This is a genomic window from Stenotrophomonas sp. YJH_SMC_19 (genome assembly GCF_059367915.1).
Window position 1 is genome coordinate 13,530 of record NZ_JCAFRI010000009.1, and the last position, 24,746, is coordinate 38,275.

The window sequence follows — 24,746 nt, forward strand, 5'->3', positions numbered from 1 at the left end:
GATCAGTTCAATTGGAGCACATGCGACCTACGCCACCCAATCTCCATTTGGTCAGCAGCAACGAGATCCCGAACGAGGGTGAGCTGCAGGCCATGCGCGATGCCATCACCCGCATGAAGCGGAACCGGCAGCTGCTGGACGAGTTCTGCGCTGAGCAGGCGAGATTCGTCCGGGCCGAGTACTTGGCTTACGTGGAGGCGGGATTCACCCGGCCGCAGGCCATGCAACTGGTGTCTGCAAAACTGTCACCGAAAAAGTAACGCTTGCGTTAGATCTGGGCGTCCCCATGTCTACTTGACTTTAAAAAATAGGAGACGTCCATGCCGTACCAACTCAGTTTCGCTCCTGCGTCCAGCAATGATAATGATTGTGGCCCGACCTATGGGTTCATCCTTAACGCCGACAGCCTCCCTGGGGCTCTTTCCAAATGGATTGGGGCGCAAGGAACGATGATCGATGGTCAAGGGAGGCTGGTTCCAATACAGCTCGGCGCCGGGTCCAAAGAATCATCGCTTCGGATCTTGCCAGCAGATGGCAGCGACAAGCGAGAGCATGTGATTGTCAGTGTCAGTGGCGATCTGGGGGTTGGAACGTCGGTTGCGCTGGCTTGGCCGTCTAACCCTTACAACCCGCTGGCCTACAAGATCAGCTACTACGGCGAAATTTGATTGCCACAAGAAGCCCGCTGCCCAGCGGGCTTTTTCTTTTCAACGACCCCGCCCCGTGGCGGGTTTTTTTACGCCCATCGCGAGGAGATACGGCTATGGCCGCTGAAGCAAAGACCAACGCAGGTTCCAAGCTCTTCATCTGCGTCACCCCCAAGAATGCCGACCTGACCGAAACCGAGTTCGCGGCCCTGACCTTCGTCCAGGTGAAGAAGGTCGGCAGCATCGGCGAGCGCGGCATCAACACCAACATCGTGCAGTACGACACGCTGGACACGTTGGTTGCCCTGAAGGGCAAGGGCATCACCAACGCCGGCGACCCGCAGGTGAAGGTGGCCGAGGATCTGACCGACCCGGGGCAGGTGGCCCTGCGCGCCGCGGGCGCCCCCAACGTCCCGGACGCCTATGCGTTCAAGGTGGAACGCGCCGACGGCTCCATCGAGTGTCTGCGGGGTCTGGTGACCGGTCCCAACGTGCCCGGTGGCCGCAATGAGGATTTCATCCTCAACACCTTCACCCTGGCGCTGAATCAGGCGCCGATCACGGTGGCCGCACCGGGCGGCCCTTAACCCTGCGAGATTGCATGTTCCTACGAATGAACCACAGAATTGACGGCCAATCTGAAAGGAGTCGCTCATGAGGCTTGATCGCAAGGGCAACCACGCTCTTGAACTGACCGTATCCAGCGTGGATCCGGATTACGACAATCAACGGCGACTCATGGTCTGCCTAGGTCGCGTGTCGGGAGTGAAGCCGATTGAGGTCCAGTACACGCACAAGCGCCAGTCAAAGAAGGAGACGTGGGTTTGGGTCACCTGTACCTGGGAAAGCCAAGAACTTGCGTCACTTGGCGAAGCGATGGCGTTCGTTCGAAGTGTGACTATTGGCGACTTAACCGACCTGCAGATCAAGCCTGACTCTGTGGCGCGTTTGAAGCGAATTGCGGGAATTGACTGGAAATCGATCTAGAACGATGCGCTGTTCATAAGTTAGCTGATATTCCCTGACTTACCCAATAAGGAGCCCGCCATGTGCGGGCTCTTTCTTTTTCGGAGACCCGACCATGACCGAACTGTCCAACATCGTGGCGGCCGAGCGCCGTCTGGAACTCCTCCACCCGGCAACCCAGGAGCCGGTGGGCCTGGTGCTGGTTCTGCTGCCCGACAGCCATCTGCAGGTGAAGGCCGCAGCCCGCAAGTCGATCAACGACCGCATCAGCCACCGCGGCAAGGTGAGTGCTGAGCAGCTCGAAGCCAGCCGCATCGGCATGCTGGCTGCCTCGGTGGGTGGCTGGGAGTGGCAGGGTGAGCTGACCTTCCACGGTAGCAAGCCCGAGTTCAACCCGCAGACGCTGCAGCAGCTGCTGAAGGAACTGCCTTGGGTGACGTCGCTGACGGCCGCGTCGATGGTGTTCGGTATCCAGTTGGCCTGGGCGTTCCCGCCCGGGGCAACCGACACCGAACGCACCGAGATCTGGCGCAGCCCGGGACCGAGTCTGGAAAGCGCGACGAAGCTGGGCGATTTCGCCTATCCCCAGAACCGGCACCGGCTCGATGGCTTGGCCGCCGGCGCGAAGTTCTACTTCTGGGGCCGGCTGGTGGATCGCAGCGGCAACATTGGGCCGTGGTATCCGGCCGGTGCAGGCGTGGTGGGCGAGTCGAGCACCGACGTGGCCGAGTACGACGCGTATTTCTCCGGCCTCATCAACAAGAGCGCGCTGAGGCAGGAACTGCTGTCGGAAATCGAGAGCATCAGCAGCATCGTCCCGTTGATCTGGGACGCAGATGCCACGTATGAGGCGGGCCAGACGGTGGTGCGCAACGGCAAGATCTGGTTGTGGACCGACGCCCCCCCCGGCAATGAGGAACCGCCGGGCACGAAGTGGAAGAGTGTGGGCGATGCTGTGGCCGAGGCCGGTGCGTTGGTTGGGCGAATCGACCAGCTGGAGCTGGACGTTACGGAGATCGACGGCAAGGTCACCGCGGTGGGGAACCGTGTGGACGGCTTGGTCGCGCAGTACAGCGCCGAGCATGCGGGCGATGAGGACTGGAACGCAGGTGATGAGGACTCGTTTGCAGGCACGGTCACCACGCTGACGGTCATTGCCAGTGGCGACTATGCGCTGAGCCGGCACGTGGATACCACCGAGGCGGCGGTGGGCGAAACCCGGGCGATGGTGCAGGCCACCTCGCAGGCTCTGGTCGACTTGGACGGGCAGATCAGCGCCTCGTACAGCCTGAAGCTGCAGATCGCCGCCAACGGGCAGTACTACGCGGCCGGCATGGGCATCGGCATCGAGAACCAGCCGGACGGCAGCTACCAGAGCCAGGTGCTGTTCACCGCCGATCGCTTTGCGTTCGTCAACCTGGTCAACGGGCAGCTGACCTCACCGTTCGTGATCCAGGGCGGCCAGACCTTCATCAACCAGGCGCTGATCGGAACGGCGTGGATCAACACGGCCAACATCGCGGATGCGGCGATCACCAACGCAATGATTGGTGGCGTCATCCAGTCAGACAACTATGTTCCAGGGCAAACCGGTTGGCGAATCAGCAAGGACGGTGGTTTCGAACTGAACGGGAACACGCCAGATGGCTACAAGTTGCGCGTAGTCAATCAAGGCGTCTACGTCTATCACCCGAACGGAGTTCCAGCTGTTGAAGTGGGGGTCTTGCTGTGACCCTAGTCGGGCTCCGCATACGACGAGCTGATGGCTACGTGGAGACCACGGTCACCACCAAGCTGTCCAAGATGATCGGGTCGTACAGATTCCCGCTCTACAACCCGGTGAACTCCAACAACAAATGGGTGGCGCCGCCTGAGGCGAATGGCGGGCTCGTCGTCAATGATTTCTCCGGCGGCGAGCCCTTCTACTACTTCACCTGCGAGGGGCAGCGATCGGTGTACGGAATGCTGGTCCCCTCCGTTACCGTGACAGGCAACAGCATCAACTGGTCCTGGGGTCCTGACGTGGTGAACTATCACGTCAGGATGGAGATGTTCTAGAGCCAGTCGATCACCAACACCGTGGGCGGCATCACCCTTCACTACGGGATCTACAGCTGATGGCCGTCGGACTTCGTGTGCGGAACCAAGGGACCGGGCAGATCCAGTCGTTGAGGTCGGCCAGTTCTTCCCTGGCACCAAGATTGGCATCGCCATCCCGTCTCCCAGGTTCTATTACGCATCGGTATCCCAGGACCGGTGTACTGGCTACGCCGATGCATTCCACATGACCAGCGACAATAGAATTTTCATGTCAAAGCATGAGACGTTCTCGCAAAATCTCATCACCAACACCTTCCCGGTCGGCGGCGTGACTATGGGCCCTCAGAGGGCCACGATCTTCATCGTGGACCTGACAGAGGTGCCGCTGGGGTTCGGCTGACACAGTGACGTTTTTGGCTGTGGGAACTAGGTCATGTCGCGGACTTGCAAGCCCCGCTAGGATGGTCCGGCGAGCAAGAGGCTCGCGATTAAAGAAATGGAGATGTCCGTGAAAGCATGTCTTTTGGGAATTTCGTTGCTTCTGGCAGCCGGTAGCGCAGCGTCCGCTCCTGCCAGCCAGTCCGATCTGTCTGGTGTGGCAAACGCAGCAGTTCAGATGAACCCGACGCTGGCTGTGCCGCCTGGCGTTACCTTGAGCGAGGTCGTCCGCATCTACAGACCTAACCTTGGCTCACACGTGAGCGTGAACTGGGACTACGGTCTCTACTTGCGGGATGGGTGGCACATTGAGGGAACTTTGGGATTCATCTCCTTGACTCCCTTTGAGAACAGCTTGCCGATCCGCGAATGTGTCTCGCATACTCCCTGGGACACCTTCAGTAGCACCGACGTGAACTGTGAGGGGCAGCCGATGCTCCCATACTCGCATCTACGGGGCTACATCTCGCAAGCCCAGTTGCCAGGTACTGTTCCCCTGTACCGCTGCCGCCATCTCTGGGAGGGGAAGTCGCGGCATTTTGATACCCTTCGCGCGGATTGCGACGGGGCGCCTGGCGCTATCCTTGACGGTCCTTTGGGTTACGTCTTCATGTGATCCCCTGCTGCCCAGCCATGGCTGGGCAGTTCAAGGTACGGGCAATCGCAGATTCTCGCCGTTTTCCGCGGCGACGTGTTGACAGTGCGACTGACGCGGGAGGCCTCCATCACCGGCGGCTAGCTAGCCGTCCTTTCGTATCCACGCGAACATGTGGGGCACATAGTCTGCCTTCCCCAGAGGGATGCCGTTATGGCGTAGGATGCAGTACGCGGTTATCAGGTGGAAGTAGAACTGAGGTGTTGCCCAGTTCGTTGCGTACTCATCGCCCTTCATTTCGAATGCAAGGCCACCAGTCAGTTCGATCACGACATGACGCGAGGCGCCGGCATCGATCTCTTCCGCTTCGCTGGTGGTCAAGTACTCCAGCGTTTGGTCTATGAGCGCACGTGCTTCGTCCATGTCGCTCGGCGGCTGGAGTGTCGGCAGGGGCTTGCCACCGAGACGGCTGATCACTTCACGGGCTTGGGTGCATACGAACTGAATCTGCTTGGCAAGGGAGTGCATATCTGGCGCCAATCGCGCTAACAGCAAGTTGCCCGGATCATATCCGAGGGTCTTGGCGTGGGCCTCGGCCTTTTCCAGTTGACCTCGGAGGGCGCGGAGCATCTGTGCTGAGCCACAAACGTTCAGTTGATGAATGGACATCGGGCTACCTTGTTCGCTGGAAACCTAGGCGGAATCGCTGGACCTTAGCAATTCGACGATCTTCTTGGCTCGGATGCATCGGGTTCACTGGACAGAACGGGCATAGAACATACATTTTTGGCTGACTTGAGGGGTGGCCAGACATCCCTGTATGGGTCTAGCGTTTTTGGTTCGGCGCGGCGCTTGGGGCCGCAGGCCGCTCAACCGGGGCGCGTGAGGAGCGGCTCGCCGACAAAGAGTCGAGCCAGGCTCGACCCTGCGATTTTGGCAAATTGACGATTTCGTCCAGCGCCGATCAGTCGCCGGTGGGCGGCGCGGTAACTGGCTTCGGTGGCAACAGCGGCGGTGCTTCGGGAACGGCAACTGGGCAACCGTAGGTGCCAGCAACATCCATGTACAGGCTGTAACGCTGGGTTGAAGCAAAACCCAAGCGCCACTCGGGATTGAACAACGGCCTAGGCCCAGGTGAAAGGCCTATGTCCATCGGGAGATTCAGAACTTCGTCGCCAATCATCACCGGCGTGGTTGCTTCCACGTACTGGATATCTTCGCTGCCTTCGGTGGTGATCACGTTCTTGCGCCGTATAGCAGCTGCCGGTGGGCGGGCGGGCAGCGTTCCGCGCGCCTGGAAGCCACCGTTGAATCCGGTATCCACCTTGACCAGCACATTCTGCTTGCCGGCACGGATCGGATAGCGGACGTCATACGCATCGCCCCACAGCGAGGATAGTGTCGCCATCCGTCGCGCGCATGGCACCGGGCTGGCAGCGGCCTGGATCACAAGGGCGTTTTGGTTGATACGCACCCGTCCAAGCGCGCGCAACACGTCCAGGCCGATGCGCGGTAGATCGTCCTTGCCCAGCACTGCAAAGGAGATATCGCGCACCAGAACACTTCCGATGTCCAGAGTCACCGGCGACGCCAGCGCATACACCGCCCCAGCCTTTCCATCGGCAACCATGAAACCTTCGGTGAGTTCCAGCCCGAGTTCGGCTGCCAGCGTGCGCCCGATGCGCGAATGCGCTGCGCCACTGTCCACGTGTACGCGCAGCTCGCGCTCACCGGCCTTAGTGCGCATCTTCAGGCTGAGTGTCGGCAGTTCGTTTTGCAATTGGATGGGAACATGGATATCGCTTGGAGGTGTTTGTGCCGCCAAGGCAGTGCGTGGCCAAGCTGTGAAGCGCTCGAAATGCGGCTCGCTGATGCCCGCTAGGTGGATGTCGCCCGCTTGCTGTTTGAGCATTGGGCGGATATCGCGGTCCAGCAGCGTTCGAACTTGGATCATCTGCGTCGCCCATCCGGCAATATCGCCCCGGATGAGCAAGTTGCCTGCCAAGGAGGCTGCACATAGGTACTCGATGCCTTTTACCTGTTCGCGGGGCTCGTTGGCCACCGCCTGAAGACATTGCTCGGCGGCCTTGCTGGAGCGGTCGATTTCGCCGCGGACACGGTAGAAGCCTGTCTGGCCAAGCAGCCCCTTAGCGCCCTGCGTCTTGCCCATCGCCTGCAGCGCGCCCAGTTCAGCACGGCGTACGCTGCGGGTATAGCCGTAGGGATCGCTCAGTTCACCCTCGGGTGTGTCGGCTGTCGCAGCTGAAGCCACTGCCGTAACGAATAATGCACTCACGCCCCACCAGCGTCGATTCATTGAGGTTGCTCCCTTCTACCCGGTTGGAACCTAGCATGGCGGCCATCACGACTTCCATCGCCGCCGCTCGACCCCTGAACGACGGTATATGGGTTGCCTCGTGGATCAGCAGGGACATGGTCCGGGCGGGCCGTTCCGCTGGTGCAGCAGCTACGCAGCGCCGCGCCGGTTCAGATCCAGTGGACACTGGGCAGTGCTCCAGCCATAGTCTCGGCTTGCCAATGGACGCGCCCCATGAGCATCCTCAATGTTCTGATCAGCCGTGACCAGCTTGTCATTGCAGTAGATACGCTTGCGGAGGATGCGCTTACCGGCGCCCACTCTGCTGGTGCCAAGATGCTCCTGATACCGCAGCACAACGTGCTGCTGGCGGCGAGAGGTGCGGCCCAGTTTTTCCTGAAGACCTACGAGCTGGTCCTGCAGGCCAGCTTCCGTGCGGATTTCTCCATTGAGAAGCTGTCCGCCGAGATGGGATCTGTAATGGACCAGCTATGGCTGAACTACGAGAAGGCCGCGGCGGAGGCTGACCTGCCAATCGAACAGCTGGGGGGACCGAGATCATCCTGGGCGGTTGGTCGTCGGGAAGTGGCAGGATGATGGCCACTGCCTATACCAAGAGCGACAGTCGGCGCGCGACCACGGTCCAGCCGATCGGTGGCCAGTTCGCGTCACCAGGTGACCCACTCAAGGGCATCGCGCCCAGCATGCTGCAGGACGATCTGATGACAGCAGGGCGGCTGCAGGCCCACTACCTCAATGAGCAGATTGGTCGGCAAGTGGCCGGCGGCCGTCTGCTGATCGGCTTCTTGCAGCAGGGCCAAGCTGTGGTGAAGGACCTAGGACCGATCTGACGCTTGAGGCTAGGTAGCTGGACGAATCGGCTGCACATGGCCAGACAGTAGCGCCAGTGGCGTGACGGAAGCGGCAGGAATATGCTCTGGTTCAAAAACCGGAGGGCGTATGGGCATCATCGACTCGACTCACTATCGATTGACCTGCAAGGCCTGCGGAACCGTCGACACCCCATCGGCGCATCAAAAGGGTTCTGGTTACTCCGGGGGGAGCTGGAGTGGCCCGGACTCCAAAGTCTTCTCCCTGCGGACCGAACCATCGTACGGCGAGGACGTCATTAAGTCCGCGTCATGCCCCTGCGGTGGCGAGGTAGAAGTGGTCATCACCCGGACTGGTCCCTGACCGGATCCTGTCCCCGTCGCAGGCTTTGCGACGGCCGGCCGTATCCTCCCGGCCATGCGCTCTTCCCACGGCTTCCGCACCACCCCGATCCCCTCTGGCTGGGTCCAGACCGGTGAGCGCTGGGCGCTCTGGTACAACGGCCGCGAGACGGCCAGCGTCACGCCGGATGGCGGTTCTGGGGTCCGGCTATGGATGGAAGGCCAGAAAATGTGGCAGGTGAAGAAAGTGCGCGCCGCCAACGTCTGACAGGCAAAGCGCTACGCCGAGCGCTGGTGTGCCGCCAGGCTGTATCCCGACCTGCCTCTGCGCCAGGCCGTTGCCCGGCTGACCGATAGCAGGCCCATCATGCCGACGGAACCGCTACGGGCATTACCTTCGACCCGCGAGCAACAGCAGCAGGCCCAGCGATTGGACGAGGCGGCAGCGGCTGCGTCCGCCCGAGTGATGGCGGCACTCCAGCCGGTCCGCCCGCAGGCGGAGGCCAATCCCAGGGCGACGGATCCGAGAAAGGGGCGACGGAGTCCGCGCTGGGATCATTACCCAAAGGTGTGAGGGATGTGAGCCTATGGGGCCCGCACTTGGAAATTCATCTCTCTCGCGTAATCAAGTCCCTTGCCCTGGAGGGTGTAGGCGGGTCTAAAGGTCTCTTCGCTGATCTGCCAATGCACCCACCCCTGTTCGTCCAGTTGCTCTAAGGCCTGCTGGACGTCTGAAACGGGGTACTTGTTCTGCATGACCTGGCTTAGCTGCTCGACCGTCAGGTGCCTGTGGTCATGGAATCGCAAGCCCTGAACGCAGTTGCGTTGAATCCCATTCGGCTTGAACTTACGCTCAGTTGCGCGCTTCAAAAGCTTGGCAACTGCGCCTGGCTGCCGAGGGGCGGGTTGTTTCTCTGATGTTAGCTTTCGCCACAGTGCGGACGCTGCCCATCCAGCCGACAACCCGATAACGAAAACCCACAGGAAGTCCCATGGATGCTGCTCGATAACGGGCCAGTGGCCCCTCAATTCGTCGATCATTCATCCCCCTGATGACGCCAGAATCTGAGCGCTTGTCGCTCCGCAATCCTTGGCGTACCCCCAATTCTATAGGCATTTTATGCCCATGGAAATTGCAATTTGCGGAGCGATTTGCATGGTTAAGTTGCTGTATTTAAAGGGGTAGTGCTGGAGCATCCCAAGCTACTGTTTGGAGTGGCTGCAGCCGTCAGGCCCGCCCCGTTTGGCACAGCTTTGGCACAAATTGCCCTTTGACCGTTGGTACGTATAGGTAGATCGCCCCCCTCCTAAGGGGAAGTTCGCCCGTTCGAATCGGGCCGGGGTCACCAGAATCAGTCACTTGCGACGATTGGTGATCGAGTGGCGCTCCTTGTTCCACGGCACCTTCCAGTGCTTTGGTCGCAGTGGTCACAATGGCCAGTCAACAGGCGGCGCTCGCCACGAAGCCGTCTTCCCCTTCAGGCATCGGGTGCGCAGAAGGGCCCAGACTGTCGAGCCTGTCATATTTGCCCGTATACCTGCGGGGTAGACTCGGTTGGCACGCATGAGGCGTGCACTACGCCAATACCGAGGACGATAGTCATGTTGAAGGGATTGAAACCTCTCACCGCTGCTGCCGTGTGCCTGCTCGGCCTGTCCGCCTTTGCCCAGAGCGCTGCTGCGGCACAATGGGTAGACAGCGGCCGCACCGCGTACGTAAAGACCAGTTTCTTCGGCAGTTTCGCCTACCACACCTGCGACTCCAGCGGTGCGCAGATCCAGGGGTACCCGGGTAGCTGCGGCAGCGATGCCGGCAGTGGCTGGACGTCCAACTACACGGCTTCCAGTGACCTTGCCAACAGTCAGCTCATGGCCTGCAACCACAATCCGTTCCAGCTCGGCTCGGCCTGCTACGGCCTGGCGTATGCGATCAATGGCCAAGCGTACGCTGGCGGGCTGCCTGCCGCCTGCAATCTTGGCGCGCGCGCGGTGGTCACCGCGTCCAGCATGGAAACCGTCGAGATCCAATACGAAGAGCTCGACGTGGACACCATCGAGTCGGCACGCGAGTACGTCTGCCGGTAAAGCGCCGACAGGTCGCCGCCGTCGAGTGCGGCGGCTTCCTGCAGGGGACATCCGTCTTACGCACTGTTACCGCAGCCCAGTTCGCGCAAGCACGTCCGCTGCAAGCGCCTGATCATCAGCCTCCAACCCAGGCAGCGGCCGCGGCAGGTTGACGGGACCACACAGGCTTCCATATGCCCGCACAGTTGCAACCGGTTCAACCTCGGCATTATCCGCGTATCGCTGGCTGGCTCGATTCGGTTGCAGCGACGCAACGCTGGGCTGGCCCGGGCGTTGCGTTTCCTCTGCTGCCTGAGGCATTCGCACAGGCTCTTGAACTGGCCGAGCGCCCGGGTTGGGTGCTGTTGGACGGGGAGGGTGCGTGCATGGGGTTCGGCCAGTACTGGTTGACCGCGCCCGGCACTGCCCACCTGGGCCGCATCATTGTCTCGCCGCAGGCGCGTGGGCGCGGCCTGGGCCGGGTGCTGATGCAGTTGTTGTGTGCCGAGGCCCTGCGGTCGCCGGATGTGCAGCGCCTGAGCCTGCGTGTCTATCGTGACAACGTCGCGGCGGTCGCGCTCTACCGCGATTTCGGCTTCCAGCCGGTGGAAGATGCCTCGACGCCGGAACTGTTCTTCATGCAGCGCAGCGACGGCTGAGCCGTGATCATGTGGGTAGTGGTACGGTCTGCTGTGCCTGCCATTCCCTGGCGGTGATGCGGCTGATGTGTTCGGTGCGGTAGTCGGCGAGAAAGCGGTTGAACTGGTTGACCTCGGTGTGGTGATGGCGGAAACCGCATTTGGCCTGCGCGCTCATCGATTGCAGGTTGTCGTCGAAGTAGCCGCACCACAACGCGTCCAGCTGCAGATCCAGGAAGGCATGCCGCATCACCTCACGTACAGCTTCGGGTACCAGGCCACGACCCCAGTACGGTACGCCGATCCAGTAGGCGATCTCTCCCTCGCGCTCGCCCAAGCTGAAGTTGCTGTCTGCACCGATCAGGATGCCGACGCATCCGATGGCACGCCCGTTCTCGCGGCTCTGCAGGGCGTAGACCTCCGGTCGGTTGAACACGGTGCGGATGATGTCGGCACTCTCCTCTACGCTGGCATGCGGTGGCCAACCGGCAATGGGCCCCACACGCGGGTCGCGGGCGTACTCGTACAGATCGGCGGCGTCACTGTCGCGCCAGGGGCGCAGGATCAAGCGTTGGGTGGCCAGTTGCATGGCGGGTCCGTCGGTGGAGAGAGAGTGCACAGGCTAGGTTTCGACGGGCGGGGAGCACAGGGCGGGACCTTGATGGTTTCGGTACTTTTCACAACTTCTTCGTTCGGGCGGATATGCTCTGCCGCGATATCCCAGTGGATCGGCCCATGGATCGCATTCCCCAGCTTCTGGAACAGGACGAATCCATGCGCCTGGAAGTCAGTACGCTGGCTGAAGGCTTGGGTGTTCCGCTGTCGTTCGGGCACGCCTATCTGACGGTGCTGGTGTGCGTGTCCGGGCGTGCGCGGTTCGCACTGAACTTCCGCGAAGTGGCGGTGCAGCGGCACGACGTACTGGTGCTGGCGGAGGATACGCTGGCGCTGCTGCGGCAGCGTTCGCGCGGCTTCCTTGCGGTGGCCTGCCTGGTGCCGAAAGCGCTGGCCTCGGAGGTGGCCTATGTGCTGCCCAATGCACTGTTCAAGTTCCTGCACGAGCACCCTCATTGTGTACCGTCACCGCTGGAGGTGCCGCTGCTGCAGGGTTGGCTGCAGCAGTTGATGGATGCCCAGCACAACGGTGGCCGCCATCGGCACGTGATGCTGCGCAACCTGCTGCAGACCTTTTTCCTGAAGTTCGCCACACTGCTCCCGGCATACTACGAGGCGGCGCCGCAGGTCGGCCGACGCGAGCGCCTGGCCTGGAGCTTCTGGGAACTGGTCGGCCAGCGCAGCACGCGCCAACGCGACGTGCAGTCCTACGCCGAGGCGCTGTGCATTACCCCGTTCTATCTCTCGCAGGTGACCCGGGAATGCTTCGGCGAAACGCCGAAGGCGTTGATCGACCGCCAGGTGGTGCTGGAGATCAAGGCGCTGCTGAGCTACAGCGAACTGCCGATCGGACGCATCGCCGAACGCCTGTGTTTCGAGGACGCGTCCTACCTGTGCCGCTATTTCCGGCGGCACACCGGCCAATCGCTGACCGGCTACCGCCGGGCGGGGCAGGGCGGTATCAGTGCGATACGAACAAGGGCGCCGGTACTTCGGCGAGCAGATCCTCGGTGACCCCGCCGAGCACGCGCTCGACCACGCGACTGCGGCTGTAGGGCCCCAGCACCAGCAGATCGGCTTCGGCATCAAGTACATGCTGGCGAATGGTGGCAGCTACGCCCCCTTGGCTGGAGCTGATCGCCTGGATCTCCACTTCAACGCCGTGCCGCGCCAGATGCTGGGCCATTTCAGCGCCGGGTGCCGCTTCAGCCTTGGGCGTGTCGACCATCAGCAGGTGCACGGCCTGCGCCCGGGCCAGAAGAGGCAGGGCATCTGCCACCGCACGACGTGCCTGCTTGCTGGCATTCCAGGCCACCACGATACGCCGGCCGACCTGCTCGCCCTTCCAGTGCGGCGGCACCAGCAGCATCGGTACCCCGGTCTGGCGAAGCGTGCCCAGTGGATGCCAGCCGGAGGGCGCGCCTGGTGTGTGCGGATAGCCGGCGATGATCAGGTCGCAGTACAGCGACTGCAGCGCCAGGTCGGCGCCACCCAGGTAGTCCGAGACGATGCGCAGTTCGGTGCTGATCTGCAGCGGCTCGGACACGGCACGCAGGTTCTGCATCAGCTGTGCGGTGCAGGCGGCATCCGCGCGGGCCTCGTGGTCCAGCGCGGCGGCGATGCCGGCACCGCGCGCGAAGCCGTTGGCGATGTCGGTGGGATGCAGGGCCGTGGAGACTGCGACCAGATGCGCCTGCTGGGCCTGCGCCAGGTCGGCGGCGATGTTGAGAACGCGGTGCCCGGTGTCGCTGGCGTCGAACAGCACGGCGATATCGCGTAGTGGGTGCAGCATGGCGTTGTCTCCCTCGATGCCTGTGACGCGTTCCCTGCCGTGCACCGACCCGGGTGCACCGGACGCACCCCCGTTGTAGCGCATTCGTGATTCGTGTGAATCATATTTGATTCAATTTATTAATTGATGATTCATGCTAGCGTGAGGGCCAGCCCACACCCCATCGCTTTTCATGCGACCTGCCGCAGCACGTACACGACGCGACCTGCCCCATGCGCTGGCGGCCACCCTGGTCAGCCATCCACGCTGCACCCTCAGCGAACTCGCGCGCGGGGCGGGCATCAGCCGCGCGACCCTGTACCGGTTTGCGCCTACCCGGGAGGCGATCGACGAGGCCCTGTTCGCGGCCGGTTTCGAGCGCGTGGAAGCGGCGGCGGCCTGGTTCGACCAGGGCGGTGATGCACGCCACGTGCTGGAGCAGGTCACCGCCACGCTGCTGGCGGACTGGGAGCTGGTGACGCTGCTGTTCGCACGGATGATGGAAGAACAGCAGCGCCTGGGCGACCTGCACCTGCTGCCGGAGCGCTGGGCGCCGATCGGCGAGCGCTTCGAGGCCTTCTTCCTGCGGGGTCAGGCGGCCGGAGAGTTCAACGTCGGTTTCACCGCGGTGTGGCTCGCGGACTTCTACTGGAGCTGTTTCTACGGCATCACCTGGTCACTGGCACGCGGTCGGCTGGCGCCGGCAGCGGCAGCCTCTACGCTGCTGGCGTCGTTCCAGCGGGGGGCGATGATGGGTTGACCGCAGGGGTTTCCTGCGGGGGCGCCGTGGCTTACGCCTGCCTGAGCAACTGCACCAGCTGGCGCAGGCGATAGGGCTTGGGCAGGAACTCCACCTGCTCGGGCAGCGGCGGCAGCTGCGAACGGGCATAGCCGGACGAGAGGATCATCCGTGCCTGCGGCTGTTCGCGTGCCACATGCTCGCTCAGCTCGATGCCGGACATGCCGTTGGGCATGCTGACGTCGCTGAACACCACGTCGAAACGTGCTTCGCCCTTGAGCAGTTCCGCCGCCTCGTGGCCATCGGCGGTCGTGGCCACATCGATGCCGAGTTCGCGCAGGGCCAGGCCGATCATTTCACGCAGATCGGTCTGGTCTTCCACCATCAGTACGCGGATCGGGTCATCGGTCATCGGCAGGGTCCTCCATTGCGGGTAGCAGCAGGCTGACCGTGGTGCCGACACCGGGCGTGGTGGACACGTCGACGAAGCCGCCGCTCTGGGTAGTGAATCCGAACACCTGGCTCAGGCCCAGGCCGCTGCCTTTGCCGATGTCCTTGGTGGTGAAGAAGGGCTCGGTGGCCCGTTCGGCGATGTCGGCCGCCATCCCGTGGCCTTCATCGCAGACGCTGAGGGTGACATAGCCACGTTGCAGCGTGGAGTCCGCGTCCGGGTCGAGGCGATGCTCCAGCGCGGTGCCGATCAGGATGCGACCGCCTTCAAGGGTAGCATCGGCGGCATTGGCGACCAGATTGGCCAGCGCCGTCTGCAGCTGCGCCGCATCGGTGTTGACCGCAGGCAGGCCGGGTGCCAGCTGGGCATCCAGCATCACCGTGGACGGGCAGGCGCGTTGCAGGTCCGGCAGCCACTGCTGTATCAACACGTTGATATCCAGTGGTTCGCGGATCAGGGTCTGGCCAGTGCTGAACGCCAGCAGCTGGCGGGTCAGCAGCGCACCACGATCGGTCGCGCTCTGCGCAGCATCGAGCAGCTCGGCGGCGCGCGCATCGTCACCGCCAACGCGCAGGGACAGCAGGTCAAGTGCGTTGCCGATGGTGGTCAGCAGGTTGTTGAACTCATGCGACAGGCCGCGGCTGAGTCGGCCGACGGCCTCGAACTGTTGGGTATTGCGCAGCGCTCGTTGGGCATCACGCAGCAGGCGCTGTGCCTGCCACTGCTCGGTGATGTCGCGGGTGATCTTGACGTAGCCGAGCAGCTCACCCGCTTCAATCACCGGCTCGATGACAACACTGGCACGGAACGACGAGCCATCGCGGCGTACCCGCCAGCCCTCATTGGCAACGTGGCCATGCTGCGCTGCATGGCGGAGCAGGCGTTGCGGTTCTCCTGCCTCGCGGTCGGCGGCCAGGTAGAAGCGACCAAAGTGGGTGCCCACCACTTCATCGGCTGAATAGCCCTTGATGCGCTCCGCACCCGGGTTCCAGCTGCAGACGATGCCATCCGGATCAAGCAGGTACAGCGCATGGTCGCGCACGCTGTCGATCAGCAGTCGCAGTTGGCGGGAAGGGTCCGTCAGCACGGACGTCGTAGAGGCGGCAGCGTCCACGTAAAAATAAGTGTTACCCCTGTGAGGGACGTGAAGCTAGGCATTCAAGTGTGAAGGAGGCGTGGAGGCGGGACACGTGCCATTTGTCCTGTGCGGCTGAATACGACACGGAGTACCATCACCCACCCTTTTTGTTCTGGAACCGACCTGCATGCGTCCTGGTGCGACTACGCGTGACCGCTGGATCTGGATGACGTCCGCCGTGCTGCTGGCTGCGACCATCGCATTGGAGCTGGTGGTACCGCTCGGTTATGCGGTATGGCTGGCGTATTTCCTGGCCGTGGGCGTCACGGTGTTCCAGCGCAGTGCGCGCGCGCCGTTCATCGTGGCTGTGCTCGCCTGCGTCCTGCTGGTCATCGGTTTCAACATCGCCCCGGCCAGCTCGAACTCGGCGTTCTCGCTGGTCAACCGAAGCATCGGTGGTTGTGCGTTCCTGATGATCGCGCTGATCGTCTCCCGCGCGATCCAGGCACGCCGGGACGCAATGCGGGCGTTGTGGCTGCAGGAGGCCGAGAACGCGGTAGCGATGAGCCTGCGCGGCGACCTCGGCCCGGAGCAGATTGCCGAGGCGGCAGCCACCAGCCTGGGCGCGCAACTGGAGGCCGACGTCGGCGCCGTGTACCGGCTGGAAGGCGGACGACTGCAGCTGACCGGCGGCCTGGCGTTGCCGTCCGGCATGCCGGCGTCGCTGGCATTGCAGGAGGGCGTGGCCGGGCAGGTGGCGCGGGATGAGTGCATCCGTCACCTGGAGGGCAGCGACGACGCCGTACTTGAACTGCAGACCAGCCTGGGGCGGTTGCCGGTGCGCGAGCGCATCTTGGCGCCGATCAGCAGTGACGGCACCGTGGTAGGCATCGTCGAGCTGGGACGCGCCCGGGCGGGTGCGCAGCGCGACCTGGATCGCGAGCTGCTGGAGCGCTGCGCCGAGACCATCGGCATGGCGCTGCGTGCATCGCTGCTGCGCGCACAACTGGTGGTGCTGCTGGAGGAATCGCAGCGCCAGGGCGAGGAGCTGCAGGCCCAGCAGGAAGAGCTGCGCGTGGCCAATGAGGAACTGGAAGAGCAGAGCCGCAGCCTGCTGCAGTCGCAGAGCCATCTGGAAGAACAGCAGGCCGAGCTGGAACAGAGCAACGTCCAGCTGGAAGAGCGGACCCACGAGCTGGAGGCGCAGAAGCAGGCACTGCTGGTCGCGCAGAGCCAGCTGGTGCGCAACAGCAACGAACTGGCCGCGACATCGCGCTACAAGTCCGAGTTCCTGGCCAACATGTCGCACGAACTGCGCACGCCGCTGAACAGCTCGCTGATCCTGGCCAAGCTGCTGGCCGACAACAAGGACGGCACGCTCACCGAAGAACAGGTGAAGTATGCGCGTGCGATCCTGTCGTCCAACAACGATCTGCTGGCGCTGATCAACGACATCCTGGACCTGTCGCGCATCGAGGCCGGCCACGTCGAGCTGGCTGATGAAGTGGTGGTGACCGACAGCGTGCTGCAGCGCCTGCGCGAGACTTTCGAGCCGATGGCGCGGCAGAAGGGCCTGGCCCTGCAGATCGAGGCCGATGCGCTGGCGCCGAGCCAGCTGGTGGTCGACAGCCAGCGCCTGCAGCAGATCCTGAAGAACCTGCTGGCCAATGCGGTGAAGTTCACCGAGCATGGAAAGGTCAGCCTGCACGTGCGCGCGGCCGGCCAGGGGCGCATCCGTTTCGAGGTCTGCGACAGCGGTATCGGCATTGCCCGCGAGCAGCTGCAGGTCATCTTCGAAGCCTTCCGCCAGGCCGATGGCAGCACCCGTCGCCGCTACGGTGGCACCGGCCTGGGGCTGTCGATCTCGCGCGATCTGGCCGAGCGCATGGGCGGCAGCATCCAGGTTGACAGCGAACCGGGCCGTGGCAGCTGCTTCATTCTGGAACTGCCGTTGCAGGGCGCGCCCGCGTCGAGCGCCGCGGACATCGCCGCAGCCCCCGTGGCCTCGCCGGTCGCGGCCGCTGTGCCGGCGATGCAGGTGCCAGCAAGGGCTCCGGTGGCGCCGACGACGACGGTGCCCAGCGTGGCCGACGACCGCGGTCGTCGCCAGCACCCGGGCCGCCTGATCCTGGCCGTCGAGGACGACGCTACGTTCGCCGAAGCGCTGGTGGCCCTGGCCCATGAACTGGATTTCGACTGCGTGGTGGCCGGGACGGCCGAAGAGGCGCTGGCCCTGGCCGGCGAACTGCGACCGAACGGCATCCTGCTCGATATCGGCCTGCCGGACGTGTCCGGCCTGAGCGTGCTGGAGCGCCTGAAGCGCAACCCCGATACCCGCCATATCCCTGTGCACGTGGTCTCGGCAACGGACCGCAGCCAGGTGGCGCGCGAGCTCGGCGCGATCGGGTTCGCGATCAAGCCGACCACGCGCGAGCGCCTGGTGAGCGCCATCGAGCAGCTGGAACAGACCAGCCAGCGCGACGTGCGGCGCCTGCTGATCGTCGAGGACGACAGCGAGCTGCGCCACAACCTGGAACTGCTGCTGGGCCGTGATCAGCTGCAGATCGTCGCCGTGGGAACGCTTGCTGGCGCGCTGGAGCAGCTCAGCACGGTCACCTTTGATTGCATGGTGATGGACCTGTCACTGCCTGACGGCAGCGGCTACGACCTGCTCGAACACATGGCCGGCAACGATGACGTCGGCTTCCCGCCGGTGATCGTCTATACCGGCCGCGCGCTCGGTCGCGAGGAAGAACAGCGCCTGCGCCGCTATTCCAAGAGCATCATCATCAAGGGCGCGCGTTCGCCCGAGCGCCTGCTGGATGAAGTCACCCTGTTCCTGCACAGCGTGGAAGCCAGCCTGCCCACCGACCAGCAGCGCCTGCTGCGCGAGGCGCGCCGTCGCGACACCGTGCTCGATGGACGCACCGTACTGCTGGCCGAGGACGACGTGCGCAACATCTTTGCGCTGTCCAGCGTGCTCGAGCCGCTGGGTGTGACGCTGGAGATCGCGCGCAATGGGCAGGAGGCAGTGGACCGCCTGGCCGAGCGCGAAGTCGACCTGGTGCTGATGGACATCATGATGCCGGAGAAGGATGGCCTGGCCGCGATGCGCGAGATCCGCGCGCAGCGTCACCTGCAGGACCTGCCGATCATCGCGCTGACTGCCAAGGCCATGCCGGACGACCGTGAGCGTTGCCTGCAGGCGGGCGCCAACGATTACATCGCCAAGCCCATCGACGTCGACAAGCTGGTCTCGCTGTGCCGGGTCTGGTGCTCGCGGCAATGAACGAACAGGCGCTGTTCGACCTCGAACTGAAGGTCCTGCTGGAGGCGCTGTACCAGCGCTACCACTACGATTTCCGCAGCTATGCGGTGTCGTCGCTGCGCCGACGCATGCGCCAGGCGATGCAGCGCTATGAGTGCGAGCGGCTGGTCGACCTGCAGTACCGGCTGCTGCACGAGCCGGACCTGTTCGCCCAGGCCATGCAGTTCTTCACTGTGCAGGTCTCGGAGATGTTCCGTGACCCTGCGTATTTCCGTGAGCTGCGCGAGCAGGTGGTGCCAGTGCTGCGTACCTATCCCTCGGTGAAGCTGTGGGTGGCCGGCTGCAGCACGGGCGAGGAAGTGTGGTCGCTGGCGATCCTGCTGCATGAGGAAGGCCTGCTCGAGCGCAGCATCGTCTATGCCACCGACATCAATCCGGCCGCGCTGGCCACCGCCGAGGCGGGCGCCTATGGCATCGACCGGATGGCCCAGTTCAGCCGCAACTACCTGGCCGCCGGTGGCACCGCGTCGCTGTCGGACTACTACGCCACCGCCTACGATGGTGCGGTGTTCGACCGCCAACTGCGCCGCAACGTGGTGTTCGCCGACCACAGCCTGGCCACCGATACCGTGTTCTCCGAAGTGCACCTGGTGTCGTGCCGCAACGTGCTGATCTATTTCAACCGCGACCTGCAGGATCGTGCCGTCGGCCTGTTCCGCGAAGCGCTGGTGCACCGGGGCTTCCTTGGCCTGGGCAGCAAGGAGTCGCTGCAGTTCGGGTGCCACCACGATGCCTTCGAGGTCTGTTCGCGAGAGCACCGCCTGTACCGGAAGGTGGCCTGATGACGCTGCCGGTGCGTCCGGCCGTGCTGGTGATCGGCGCGTCCGCCGGTGGCGTGGCGGCCCTGCAGGCGGTGCTCGGTGCACTGCCGGCGAAGCTGCCGGTACCGGTACTGGCCGTGCTGCACCTGCCGCGTGACCGTACCAGCCGCATCGCCGAGGTGCTGGCGCCGTACTGCGCGTTGCCGGTGCGCGAAGCCGAAGACAAGCAGCCGTTGCAGCCGGGCACGGTGACGTTCGCGCCGCCGGATTACCACCTGCTGGTGGAGGACGAGGGGGCGGTGGCGTTGTCGGTGGATGCACCGGTGCTGTTTTCCCGTCCGGCCATCGATCCGCTGTTCGACTCCGCTGCGGCGGTGTTCGGCGCGCAGGTATTGGCCCTGCTGCTGACCGGTGCCAGCAGTGATGGCAGCGAGGGCGTTGCCGCCGTGCGCCGTGCCGGTGGCCATGCCTGGCTGCAATGTCCCGAGGAAGCCGAGGCGTCGATGATGCCCGCTTCCGCCCTGCAGTACGCCGGCGCCGATGCCGTGCTGCCCCTTGAACTGATGTGTCGCCGCCTGAAGGAGTTGTTTGCATGAACCTGTTGCCACCGGAACCTGCGCAGTCGCGGACCCCGGTCAACCTGCTGATCGTCGATGACGTGCCGCAGAACCTGGTAGCCATGCAGGCCCTGCTGCAGCGCGAAGGGGTCAACCTGCTGCTGGCCGGCTCGGGCGCGCAGGCGTTGGAGCTGCTGCTCGAGCACGAGGTGGCATTGGCCCTGCTTGACGTGCACATGCCGGAGATCGATGGCTTCACCCTGGCCGAACTGATGCGCGGTTCGCATCGCAGCCGCGACGTGCCGATCATCTTCCTGACCGCCTCTCCGGATGATCCCCTGCGCGTGTTCAAGGGCTACGAAAGCGGTGCGGTCGATTTCCTGCACAAGCCGGTGGCGCCGCAGGTGATCCTGAGCAAGGTCAACGTCTTCATCGAGCTGTACCAGCAGCGGCAGCTGCTGAAGGCGCGCAACGAGGCACTGGAGCGCGCGCTGAAGCTCAACGAGACGATGGCTGCCGTTTTGACCCACGACCTGCGCACGCCGTTGTCGGCGATCCTGCTGTGTGCCGACAAGCTGGCGCTGGAGCTTCCGGAAGACAACGCAGGCGCGCAGCAGACCCTGCAGTACCTGGAAGCCAGCACCCTGCGGATGGCGCGGATGGTCGAGCAGCTGCTGGATTTTTCGCGGATCCGCAGCGGTGGCCTGAGGCTGGAGGCAAGTGCCTGCGATCTGGCCGACGTGACGCGCGCGGTAGTCGCCGAGGCGGGCAGCGCGCATGGGGCGGACCGGATCCACCTGGACCTGCAGGGAGACACGCGGCTGCAGGGCGATCTGGATCGCCTTGGCCAGGTCGCCGCCAACCTGGTCGGCAATGCGCTGACCCATGGCAGCGAGGCGAGGGTGGAGGTGGATGGGCGCGACCCGCGCGGCGTACTGCTGCGGGTCAGCAACGCCGGCCGGATCGATGACGCGCTGTTGCCGCGACTGTTCGAACCGTTCAAGGCCAGCTTCCACCAGAGCAAGGGCCTGGGCCTGGGCCTGTACATCGTCGATCAGTTCGTCCGCGCGCACGGCGGGCGCATTGCGGCCCGCAACGAAGCGGGCCAGGTGGTGTTCGAGGCAATGCTGCCACGACGCTGCGACGGCACGGTCTTGGCGGCAACCTGAACGCTTCGGCCAGCGTTTCGGCGGACTGAGGCGGACTGGTCCGCAACTGCTAGCGTGGGTGCCTATTCTCGCCAGCTTTCCTGCAGTGACCGGTCCGGATTCTCACGGAGCCTGCAGGGCGATCGGTCGGCACCGACGCCAGTGGACCTGCTCGATCAGGTGGTGCAGCCGGCGCTGCACGCAGGCTGATGGTCTGCGCCGGATTCAGCGCGAAGCAGCACCGCAGTACGCCGCATGCAGCGCCTGCAGCACGCCCAGTGCGGGCCCTTCAAGAACCCGGTAGTGGATCGCCTGCGCTTCGCGCCGGGTCGCCACGATATCCAGTCCGCGCAGCACCGCCAGATGCTGTGACAACGCCGATGCGCTCAGGCCGGTCAGTGCCTGCAGTTCCGGTACCGACGCTTCACCTTCCACCAGGCGGCACAGCACCCGCAGCCGGGCCGGGTGGGCCAGGCTTTTGAGCAGCGTGGCTGCCTGCGACGCGTGTTCGGCCATCGCGGCGCTGTCGAGCTGGGTCCGGGCCATGGTTGACCATTTTGTTTAGAATGATCTAATTTAGAATAATCTAAACAAATGGGCAATCCCATGTACGGCAGCGAAGAGGGCAGGGCATGAACCTGCCATGGAGTGCGGCGGCAGGTGGTGCGTTGATCGGCGCCGCCGCGGTGCTGTTGCTCGCCACCATCGGACGCGTGGCGGGCATCAGCGGCATCACCGCAGGCAGCCTGCGCGCAGGCAAGGGCGAGCGTGCCTGGCGCTGGGCCTTCCTGGCCGGCCTGACCGCATCGGCGGGGCTGGTGCTGTGGTGGCAATCGGTGCCCGAGGCATCGCCGCGTGCGCTGCTGCGTGATGCGCTGCCGGCATGGCAGTTGATGGGAGCCGGCCTGCTGGTCGGCTTCGGTACGCGGCTGGGCAACGGCTGCACCAGCGGTCACGGTGTGTGCGGCATGGCCCGCGCTTCGAAGCGATCGCTGGCGGCCGTGCTGGTGTTCATGGCCTGCGCGATGCTGACCACCTTCCTGGTCCGTCATGGCGGAGGCCCAACATGAGCCGCGCAGTCTGGGCCGCCGGCGCGGCGGGCGCATTGTTTGGCATGGGGTTGGCACTTTCGGGAATGACCGACGCGCGTCGTGTCCTCGGCTTCCTCGACATCACCGGTGACTTCGATCCCACGCTGCTGTGGGTGCTGGGCTCGGCGCTGCTGGTCAGCGCGATCGGGCAGCGGTGGGTGTTGCGGCGACAGCAGCCGCTGTACGCAGACCGCTTCCGGCTGCCTGTTACCCGGCGTGTGGATGCTCGCCTGCTGCTGGGTGCCGCGCTGTTCGGGATCGGCTGGGGCTGGGCGGGCTATTGCCCAGGCCCGGCCATCGCCGGGGTGGCCGTGGCGTCGCGCGAAGCCCTGTGGTTCGTGCCTTCGATGCTTGCAGGATTCTGGCTGCACGACCGCTTCGTCCGTTGAGGCTTTCACCCCTGTCTCACCCTGCCTGGGGTCCTATCTTCGGATCACGGGGAAAAGGAGTGCAACGACATGGCACGGATGAAGTGGATGGGAAGGGGAATGCTGGCGGTCGCGCTGGCCGCAGCCGTGGCACCGGCACTGGCCTGCACGCGCGCGGTGTACTTGGGTGACAACGGCGATGTGATCACCGCGCGCTCGATGGACTGGAAGGTCGATGTGGCGACCAACCTCTACATACTGCCGCGCGGCATTGCGCGCACCGGCCAGGCCGGCCCGAAGTCGCTGGCGTGGACCGCGCGCTACGGCTCGGTGGTGGCCACCGGCTACGACGTGTCGACCACCGATGGCATGAACGAAAAGGGCCTGGTAGCCAACCTGCTGTGGCTGGTCGAATCGGAGTATCCGCAGCAGCGTGGCAACAAGCCGGGCCTGGCGATTTCGCTGTGGGCGCAGTATGTGCTGGACAACTTCGCTACCGTGGAAGAGGCGGTCGCCGCGTTGAAGCGCGAGCCGTACTCGATCGTCACCGACAAGGTGCCCGGTGAAGATCGGCAGGCGACGCTGCACCTTTCGCTGTCCGATGCCAGCGGCGACAGTGCCATCGTCGAGTACATCGGCGGCCGCCAGGTGATCCACCATGACCGGCGCTACCAGGTGATGACCAATTCGCCGATCTTCGAGCAGCAGCTGGCGCTCAACAGCTACTGGCAGCAGATCGGCGGCACGGTGATGCTGCCGGGCACCAACCGCTCTGCTGACCGTTTCGCGCGCGCCTCGTTCTACATCAACGCCATTCCCAAGGCCGAGGATCCGGTGGAGGCCCTGGCCAGCGTGTTCAGCGTGATCCGCAACGCGTCGGTGCCGTATGGCATCACCACGCCGGGTGAGCCGAACATCTCATCCACGCGCTGGCGCACCGTGGCCGACCACAAGCGGCGGCTGTACTTCTTCGAATCGGCATTGACCCCGAACACCTTCTGGGTCGATCTGAACAAGGTCGATTTCGCCGGCAAGGTACTCAAGCTCGACCTCGGCAAGGACCAGCGCAATACCTTCGCCGGTGATGCACTGGGCCAGTTCGTGCCCAGCGCACCGTTCGCCTTCCTCGGCGTCGACGGTTAGTTCGACGCCTGGCTGGAGGCCGGGTAGACCGCCTGGATCGTGCAGCTGCCGCGCGTGTACTGCGGCAGCGGGGCGATGCTTTCACCGCGCAGATCGTCTGTCTCGAATTCGGCAGTCATGATCCGATCGCCGGGATTGCCACAGATCAGGCCGTTCTGCAGGCCCGAGTGGAAGCTCAGCTGCGGCGTGCGGTCGAGCTGGCGGCAGTGGCTGCCGAGTTCTACCCGGTAGTAGCGATGGCCGCCATTGCGGCGCGGGTTGGTCTCCACCAGCATGCCCTGCGGGTCGGATGACCAGGCACGCACGTTGCGCGTGGCAAAGCAGTAGGACGGTGAGCCGCCGAAGCTGCGACGCACCTCCTTGCGTTCGCGGATGGTCACGGCAGGCAGGGTAGCGGTGCGCAGGCGCTCGCTGTCGCGGGCGACGCTGGCATAGTCGCGATTCTGCAGCGGGGTGACTGCGCTGATGGTGCATTGGCGGCCGTCGACCACGACGCGTTCGCTGGGGCGGCCGCAGGCCCAGCCGGCGGGGGCTTCCAGTTTCAGCGAGGTGGCACTGCGGACGCCGGGACAATCTTCGTTGAAGTCGATCCGAAAGGGCTGGCCGGAGGCGGCGCGCAGTGCGATCGAGCGCGGTGATGCCTGCTCCACTTCCTGTACGCCGACAGCGTTCATGCAGTGCGGAGCCGGTGGCGTACGCGCCTGTGCGGAGACCGAAGCTGCGAGCGCCAGGCCGAGGCCGGTGGCGAGCGCCAGGGACACCTGCTGATGGGTCATGTCCTGCACTCCCTGCGTTGGATGACGGATCGACTATAGCAAC

Annotated in this window: 30 protein-coding genes and 1 tRNA gene; 22 read left to right on the forward strand and 9 right to left on the reverse strand. The window is 64.1% G+C overall.

Going from position 1 to position 24,746, the window contains the following annotated elements:
* Positions 1–47 precede the first annotated feature (47 nt).
* The 7 genes from AC5P5R_RS11235 (at position 48) to AC5P5R_RS11265 (ending at position 4,053) form a co-directional block, all read left to right on the forward strand.
* Positions 48–260 (forward strand): hypothetical protein, encoded by a 213-nt coding sequence (locus AC5P5R_RS11235; protein ID WP_032965820.1) that lies wholly within the window; start codon positions 48–50, stop codon positions 258–260.
* Between the two features lie 60 nt (positions 261–320).
* A complete protein-coding gene (locus AC5P5R_RS11240) occupies positions 321–668 on the forward strand; it encodes a hypothetical protein (protein WP_005409386.1) in 348 nt (115 codons plus the stop codon).
* A gap of 95 nt (positions 669–763) precedes the next feature.
* Positions 764–1,234, forward strand: a complete 471-nt coding sequence (locus AC5P5R_RS11245; RefSeq protein ID WP_164281660.1) for a hypothetical protein — start codon at positions 764–766, stop codon at positions 1,232–1,234.
* A 67-nt stretch (positions 1,235–1,301) separates the two neighbouring features.
* Entirely contained in the window at positions 1,302–1,634 is a 333-nt protein-coding gene (locus AC5P5R_RS11250; protein WP_005409388.1) for a hypothetical protein, read from the forward strand.
* Positions 1,635–1,728: 94 nt separating this feature from the next.
* Positions 1,729–3,345, forward strand: a complete 1,617-nt coding sequence (locus AC5P5R_RS11255; protein ID WP_224119413.1) for a phage tail tip fiber protein — start codon at positions 1,729–1,731, stop codon at positions 3,343–3,345.
* A gap of 38 nt (positions 3,346–3,383) precedes the next feature.
* The gene (locus AC5P5R_RS11260) at positions 3,384–3,671 is read left to right on the forward strand and encodes a hypothetical protein (protein ID WP_099497670.1); all 288 of its coding nucleotides are present in this window, start codon (positions 3,384–3,386) and stop codon (positions 3,669–3,671) included.
* 226 nt (positions 3,672–3,897) lie between these two features.
* Positions 3,898–4,053: a hypothetical protein gene (locus AC5P5R_RS11265; protein ID WP_158230117.1), complete on the forward strand. Its 156-nt coding sequence runs from the start codon at positions 3,898–3,900 to the stop codon at positions 4,051–4,053.
* A gap of 777 nt (positions 4,054–4,830) precedes the next feature.
* Here the strand turns inward: AC5P5R_RS11265 and AC5P5R_RS11270 are convergent.
* Both AC5P5R_RS11270 and AC5P5R_RS11275 read right to left on the reverse strand, forming a co-directional pair.
* A complete protein-coding gene (locus AC5P5R_RS11270) occupies positions 4,831–5,355 on the reverse strand; it encodes a DUF1993 domain-containing protein (protein WP_005409392.1) in 525 nt (174 codons plus the stop codon).
* 295 nt (positions 5,356–5,650) lie between these two features.
* Positions 5,651–7,003 (reverse strand): aspartyl protease family protein, encoded by a 1,353-nt coding sequence (locus tag AC5P5R_RS11275; RefSeq protein ID WP_005409393.1) that lies wholly within the window; start codon positions 7,001–7,003, stop codon positions 5,651–5,653.
* A gap of 234 nt (positions 7,004–7,237) precedes the next feature.
* Between AC5P5R_RS11275 and AC5P5R_RS11280 the strand changes: the two genes are divergently transcribed.
* The 3 genes from AC5P5R_RS11280 (at position 7,238) to AC5P5R_RS11290 (ending at position 8,443) form a co-directional block, all read left to right on the forward strand.
* On the forward strand, positions 7,238–7,600 hold the full coding sequence (locus AC5P5R_RS11280; RefSeq protein WP_005409394.1) for a hypothetical protein: 363 nt from the start codon (positions 7,238–7,240) through the stop codon (positions 7,598–7,600).
* A complete protein-coding gene (locus AC5P5R_RS11285) occupies positions 7,597–7,854 on the forward strand; it encodes a hypothetical protein (RefSeq protein ID WP_005409395.1) in 258 nt (85 codons plus the stop codon). The genes AC5P5R_RS11280 and AC5P5R_RS11285 overlap by 4 nt, the downstream gene beginning before the upstream one ends.
* 397 nt (positions 7,855–8,251) lie before the next feature.
* Positions 8,252–8,443: a hypothetical protein gene (locus AC5P5R_RS11290; RefSeq protein ID WP_005409397.1), complete on the forward strand. Its 192-nt coding sequence runs from the start codon at positions 8,252–8,254 to the stop codon at positions 8,441–8,443.
* A 317-nt stretch (positions 8,444–8,760) separates the two neighbouring features.
* Here AC5P5R_RS11290 and AC5P5R_RS11295 read toward each other — a convergent pair whose 3' ends face one another.
* A complete protein-coding gene (locus AC5P5R_RS11295) occupies positions 8,761–9,216 on the reverse strand; it encodes a hypothetical protein (protein ID WP_005409398.1) in 456 nt (151 codons plus the stop codon).
* A 232-nt stretch (positions 9,217–9,448) separates the two neighbouring features.
* Between AC5P5R_RS11295 and AC5P5R_RS11300 the strand changes: the two genes are divergently transcribed.
* The 3 genes from AC5P5R_RS11300 (at position 9,449) to AC5P5R_RS11310 (ending at position 10,898) form a co-directional block, all read left to right on the forward strand.
* Positions 9,449–9,524: transfer RNA gene (locus AC5P5R_RS11300), tRNA-Arg, on the forward strand.
* 253 nt (positions 9,525–9,777) lie between these two features.
* Positions 9,778–10,260, forward strand: coding sequence for a hypothetical protein (locus tag AC5P5R_RS11305; protein WP_005409399.1), 483 nt, complete (start codon positions 9,778–9,780; stop codon positions 10,258–10,260).
* A 173-nt stretch (positions 10,261–10,433) separates the two neighbouring features.
* Positions 10,434–10,898 carry a GNAT family N-acetyltransferase gene (locus AC5P5R_RS11310; RefSeq protein ID WP_099497631.1) on the forward strand — a complete coding sequence of 155 codons (465 nt, stop codon included), beginning with the start codon at positions 10,434–10,436 and terminating at the stop codon, positions 10,896–10,898.
* Positions 10,899–10,905: 7 nt separating this feature from the next.
* Here AC5P5R_RS11310 and AC5P5R_RS11315 read toward each other — a convergent pair whose 3' ends face one another.
* Positions 10,906–11,466: a GNAT family N-acetyltransferase gene (locus tag AC5P5R_RS11315; protein ID WP_005409401.1), complete on the reverse strand. Its 561-nt coding sequence runs from the start codon at positions 11,464–11,466 to the stop codon at positions 10,906–10,908.
* 146 nt (positions 11,467–11,612) lie between these two features.
* On the opposite strand from AC5P5R_RS11315, the gene AC5P5R_RS11320 reads away from it, so the two are divergent.
* Positions 11,613–12,506 (forward strand): AraC family transcriptional regulator, encoded by an 894-nt coding sequence (locus AC5P5R_RS11320; protein WP_005409402.1) that lies wholly within the window; start codon positions 11,613–11,615, stop codon positions 12,504–12,506.
* Here the strand turns inward: AC5P5R_RS11320 and AC5P5R_RS11325 are convergent.
* Entirely contained in the window at positions 12,454–13,284 is an 831-nt protein-coding gene (locus AC5P5R_RS11325) for a universal stress protein (protein WP_005409403.1), read from the reverse strand. The genes AC5P5R_RS11320 and AC5P5R_RS11325 overlap by 53 nt on opposite strands.
* A 172-nt stretch (positions 13,285–13,456) precedes the next feature.
* On the opposite strand from AC5P5R_RS11325, the gene AC5P5R_RS11330 reads away from it, so the two are divergent.
* Positions 13,457–14,023, forward strand: coding sequence for a TetR/AcrR family transcriptional regulator (locus AC5P5R_RS11330; RefSeq protein WP_005409404.1), 567 nt, complete (start codon positions 13,457–13,459; stop codon positions 14,021–14,023).
* Positions 14,024–14,054: 31 nt separating this feature from the next.
* Here AC5P5R_RS11330 and AC5P5R_RS11335 read toward each other — a convergent pair whose 3' ends face one another.
* Complete coding sequence (locus AC5P5R_RS11335) at positions 14,055–14,414, reverse strand: response regulator (protein ID WP_012480014.1); 360 nt, start codon at positions 14,412–14,414, stop codon at positions 14,055–14,057.
* Positions 14,404–15,567 carry a two-component system sensor histidine kinase NtrB gene (locus tag AC5P5R_RS11340; RefSeq protein ID WP_394253808.1) on the reverse strand — a complete coding sequence of 388 codons (1,164 nt, stop codon included), beginning with the start codon at positions 15,565–15,567 and terminating at the stop codon, positions 14,404–14,406. The genes AC5P5R_RS11335 and AC5P5R_RS11340 overlap by 11 nt, the downstream gene beginning before the upstream one ends.
* 151 nt (positions 15,568–15,718) lie before the next feature.
* Here AC5P5R_RS11340 and AC5P5R_RS11345 point away from each other — a divergent pair, with 151 nt between their 5' ends.
* The 4 genes from AC5P5R_RS11345 to AC5P5R_RS11360 are packed head-to-tail and all read left to right on the forward strand — an operon-like array spanning position 15,719 to position 21,346.
* Positions 15,719–18,820, forward strand: coding sequence for a hybrid sensor histidine kinase/response regulator (locus tag AC5P5R_RS11345; protein WP_012480016.1), 3,102 nt, complete (start codon positions 15,719–15,721; stop codon positions 18,818–18,820).
* Complete coding sequence (locus AC5P5R_RS11350) at positions 18,817–19,641, forward strand: CheR family methyltransferase (RefSeq protein ID WP_005409408.1); 825 nt, start codon at positions 18,817–18,819, stop codon at positions 19,639–19,641. Before AC5P5R_RS11345 ends, AC5P5R_RS11350 begins: the two co-directional genes overlap by 4 nt.
* A complete protein-coding gene (locus AC5P5R_RS11355) occupies positions 19,641–20,216 on the forward strand; it encodes a chemotaxis protein CheB (protein ID WP_005409409.1) in 576 nt (191 codons plus the stop codon). The genes AC5P5R_RS11350 and AC5P5R_RS11355 overlap by 1 nt, the downstream gene beginning before the upstream one ends.
* Positions 20,213–21,346, forward strand: coding sequence for a hybrid sensor histidine kinase/response regulator (locus AC5P5R_RS11360; RefSeq protein ID WP_043035068.1), 1,134 nt, complete (start codon positions 20,213–20,215; stop codon positions 21,344–21,346). Before AC5P5R_RS11355 ends, AC5P5R_RS11360 begins: the two co-directional genes overlap by 4 nt.
* Positions 21,347–21,550: 204 nt before the next feature.
* Here AC5P5R_RS11360 and AC5P5R_RS11365 read toward each other — a convergent pair whose 3' ends face one another.
* On the reverse strand, positions 21,551–21,871 hold the full coding sequence (locus AC5P5R_RS11365; RefSeq protein WP_043035069.1) for an ArsR/SmtB family transcription factor: 321 nt from the start codon (positions 21,869–21,871) through the stop codon (positions 21,551–21,553).
* An 86-nt stretch (positions 21,872–21,957) separates the two neighbouring features.
* On the opposite strand from AC5P5R_RS11365, the gene AC5P5R_RS11370 reads away from it, so the two are divergent.
* From AC5P5R_RS11370 to AC5P5R_RS11380, 3 genes are all read left to right on the forward strand, one after another.
* Complete coding sequence (locus AC5P5R_RS11370) at positions 21,958–22,395, forward strand: YeeE/YedE family protein (protein WP_043035070.1); 438 nt, start codon at positions 21,958–21,960, stop codon at positions 22,393–22,395.
* A complete protein-coding gene (locus AC5P5R_RS11375) occupies positions 22,392–22,805 on the forward strand; it encodes a DUF6691 family protein (protein WP_005409414.1) in 414 nt (137 codons plus the stop codon). Before AC5P5R_RS11370 ends, AC5P5R_RS11375 begins: the two co-directional genes overlap by 4 nt.
* Positions 22,806–22,874: 69 nt before the next feature.
* Positions 22,875–23,927 (forward strand): linear amide C-N hydrolase, encoded by a 1,053-nt coding sequence (locus tag AC5P5R_RS11380; RefSeq protein ID WP_012480021.1) that lies wholly within the window; start codon positions 22,875–22,877, stop codon positions 23,925–23,927.
* Here AC5P5R_RS11380 and AC5P5R_RS11385 read toward each other — a convergent pair.
* A complete protein-coding gene (locus AC5P5R_RS11385) occupies positions 23,924–24,703 on the reverse strand; it encodes a DUF6491 family protein (protein ID WP_043035071.1) in 780 nt (259 codons plus the stop codon). The genes AC5P5R_RS11380 and AC5P5R_RS11385 overlap by 4 nt on opposite strands.
* Positions 24,704–24,746: the final 43 nt, after the last annotated feature.

What these genes read in the sequence shown, in the direction of transcription:
- AC5P5R_RS11325 (WP_005409403.1), bottom strand. Translation starts at nt 13,284, where the DNA reads ATGCTGCACCCACTACGCGATATCGCCGTGCTGTTCGACGCCAGCGAC.
- AC5P5R_RS11355 (WP_005409409.1), top strand. Translation starts at nt 19,641, where the DNA reads ATGACGCTGCCGGTGCGTCCGGCCGTGCTGGTGATCGGCGCGTCCGCC.
- AC5P5R_RS11320 (WP_005409402.1), top strand. Translation starts at nt 11,613, where the DNA reads ATGGATCGCATTCCCCAGCTTCTGGAACAGGACGAATCCATGCGCCTG.
- AC5P5R_RS11265 (WP_158230117.1), top strand. Translation starts at nt 3,898, where the DNA reads ATGACCAGCGACAATAGAATTTTCATGTCAAAGCATGAGACGTTCTCG.
- AC5P5R_RS11365 (WP_043035069.1), bottom strand. Translation starts at nt 21,871, where the DNA reads ATGGCCCGGACCCAGCTCGACAGCGCCGCGATGGCCGAACACGCGTCG.
- AC5P5R_RS11360 (WP_043035068.1), top strand. Translation starts at nt 20,213, where the DNA reads ATGAACCTGTTGCCACCGGAACCTGCGCAGTCGCGGACCCCGGTCAAC.
- AC5P5R_RS11345 (WP_012480016.1), top strand. Translation starts at nt 15,719, where the DNA reads ATGCGTCCTGGTGCGACTACGCGTGACCGCTGGATCTGGATGACGTCC.
- AC5P5R_RS11275 (WP_005409393.1), bottom strand. Translation starts at nt 7,003, where the DNA reads ATGAATCGACGCTGGTGGGGCGTGAGTGCATTATTCGTTACGGCAGTG.
- AC5P5R_RS11245 (WP_164281660.1), top strand. Translation starts at nt 764, where the DNA reads ATGGCCGCTGAAGCAAAGACCAACGCAGGTTCCAAGCTCTTCATCTGC.
- AC5P5R_RS11310 (WP_099497631.1), top strand. Translation starts at nt 10,434, where the DNA reads ATGCCCGCACAGTTGCAACCGGTTCAACCTCGGCATTATCCGCGTATC.
- AC5P5R_RS11380 (WP_012480021.1), top strand. Translation starts at nt 22,875, where the DNA reads ATGGCACGGATGAAGTGGATGGGAAGGGGAATGCTGGCGGTCGCGCTG.
- AC5P5R_RS11350 (WP_005409408.1), top strand. Translation starts at nt 18,817, where the DNA reads ATGAACGAACAGGCGCTGTTCGACCTCGAACTGAAGGTCCTGCTGGAG.
- AC5P5R_RS11375 (WP_005409414.1), top strand. Translation starts at nt 22,392, where the DNA reads ATGAGCCGCGCAGTCTGGGCCGCCGGCGCGGCGGGCGCATTGTTTGGC.
- AC5P5R_RS11315 (WP_005409401.1), bottom strand. Translation starts at nt 11,466, where the DNA reads ATGCAACTGGCCACCCAACGCTTGATCCTGCGCCCCTGGCGCGACAGT.
- AC5P5R_RS11295 (WP_005409398.1), bottom strand. Translation starts at nt 9,216, where the DNA reads ATGATCGACGAATTGAGGGGCCACTGGCCCGTTATCGAGCAGCATCCA.
- AC5P5R_RS11270 (WP_005409392.1), bottom strand. Translation starts at nt 5,355, where the DNA reads ATGTCCATTCATCAACTGAACGTTTGTGGCTCAGCACAGATGCTCCGC.
- AC5P5R_RS11330 (WP_005409404.1), top strand. Translation starts at nt 13,457, where the DNA reads ATGCGACCTGCCGCAGCACGTACACGACGCGACCTGCCCCATGCGCTG.
- AC5P5R_RS11290 (WP_005409397.1), top strand. Translation starts at nt 8,252, where the DNA reads ATGCGCTCTTCCCACGGCTTCCGCACCACCCCGATCCCCTCTGGCTGG.
- AC5P5R_RS11240 (WP_005409386.1), top strand. Translation starts at nt 321, where the DNA reads ATGCCGTACCAACTCAGTTTCGCTCCTGCGTCCAGCAATGATAATGAT.
- AC5P5R_RS11280 (WP_005409394.1), top strand. Translation starts at nt 7,238, where the DNA reads ATGAGCATCCTCAATGTTCTGATCAGCCGTGACCAGCTTGTCATTGCA.
- AC5P5R_RS11255 (WP_224119413.1), top strand. Translation starts at nt 1,729, where the DNA reads ATGACCGAACTGTCCAACATCGTGGCGGCCGAGCGCCGTCTGGAACTC.
- AC5P5R_RS11370 (WP_043035070.1), top strand. Translation starts at nt 21,958, where the DNA reads ATGAACCTGCCATGGAGTGCGGCGGCAGGTGGTGCGTTGATCGGCGCC.
- AC5P5R_RS11285 (WP_005409395.1), top strand. Translation starts at nt 7,597, where the DNA reads ATGATGGCCACTGCCTATACCAAGAGCGACAGTCGGCGCGCGACCACG.
- AC5P5R_RS11335 (WP_012480014.1), bottom strand. Translation starts at nt 14,414, where the DNA reads ATGACCGATGACCCGATCCGCGTACTGATGGTGGAAGACCAGACCGAT.
- AC5P5R_RS11305 (WP_005409399.1), top strand. Translation starts at nt 9,778, where the DNA reads ATGTTGAAGGGATTGAAACCTCTCACCGCTGCTGCCGTGTGCCTGCTC.
- AC5P5R_RS11385 (WP_043035071.1), bottom strand. Translation starts at nt 24,703, where the DNA reads ATGACCCATCAGCAGGTGTCCCTGGCGCTCGCCACCGGCCTCGGCCTG.
- AC5P5R_RS11250 (WP_005409388.1), top strand. Translation starts at nt 1,302, where the DNA reads ATGAGGCTTGATCGCAAGGGCAACCACGCTCTTGAACTGACCGTATCC.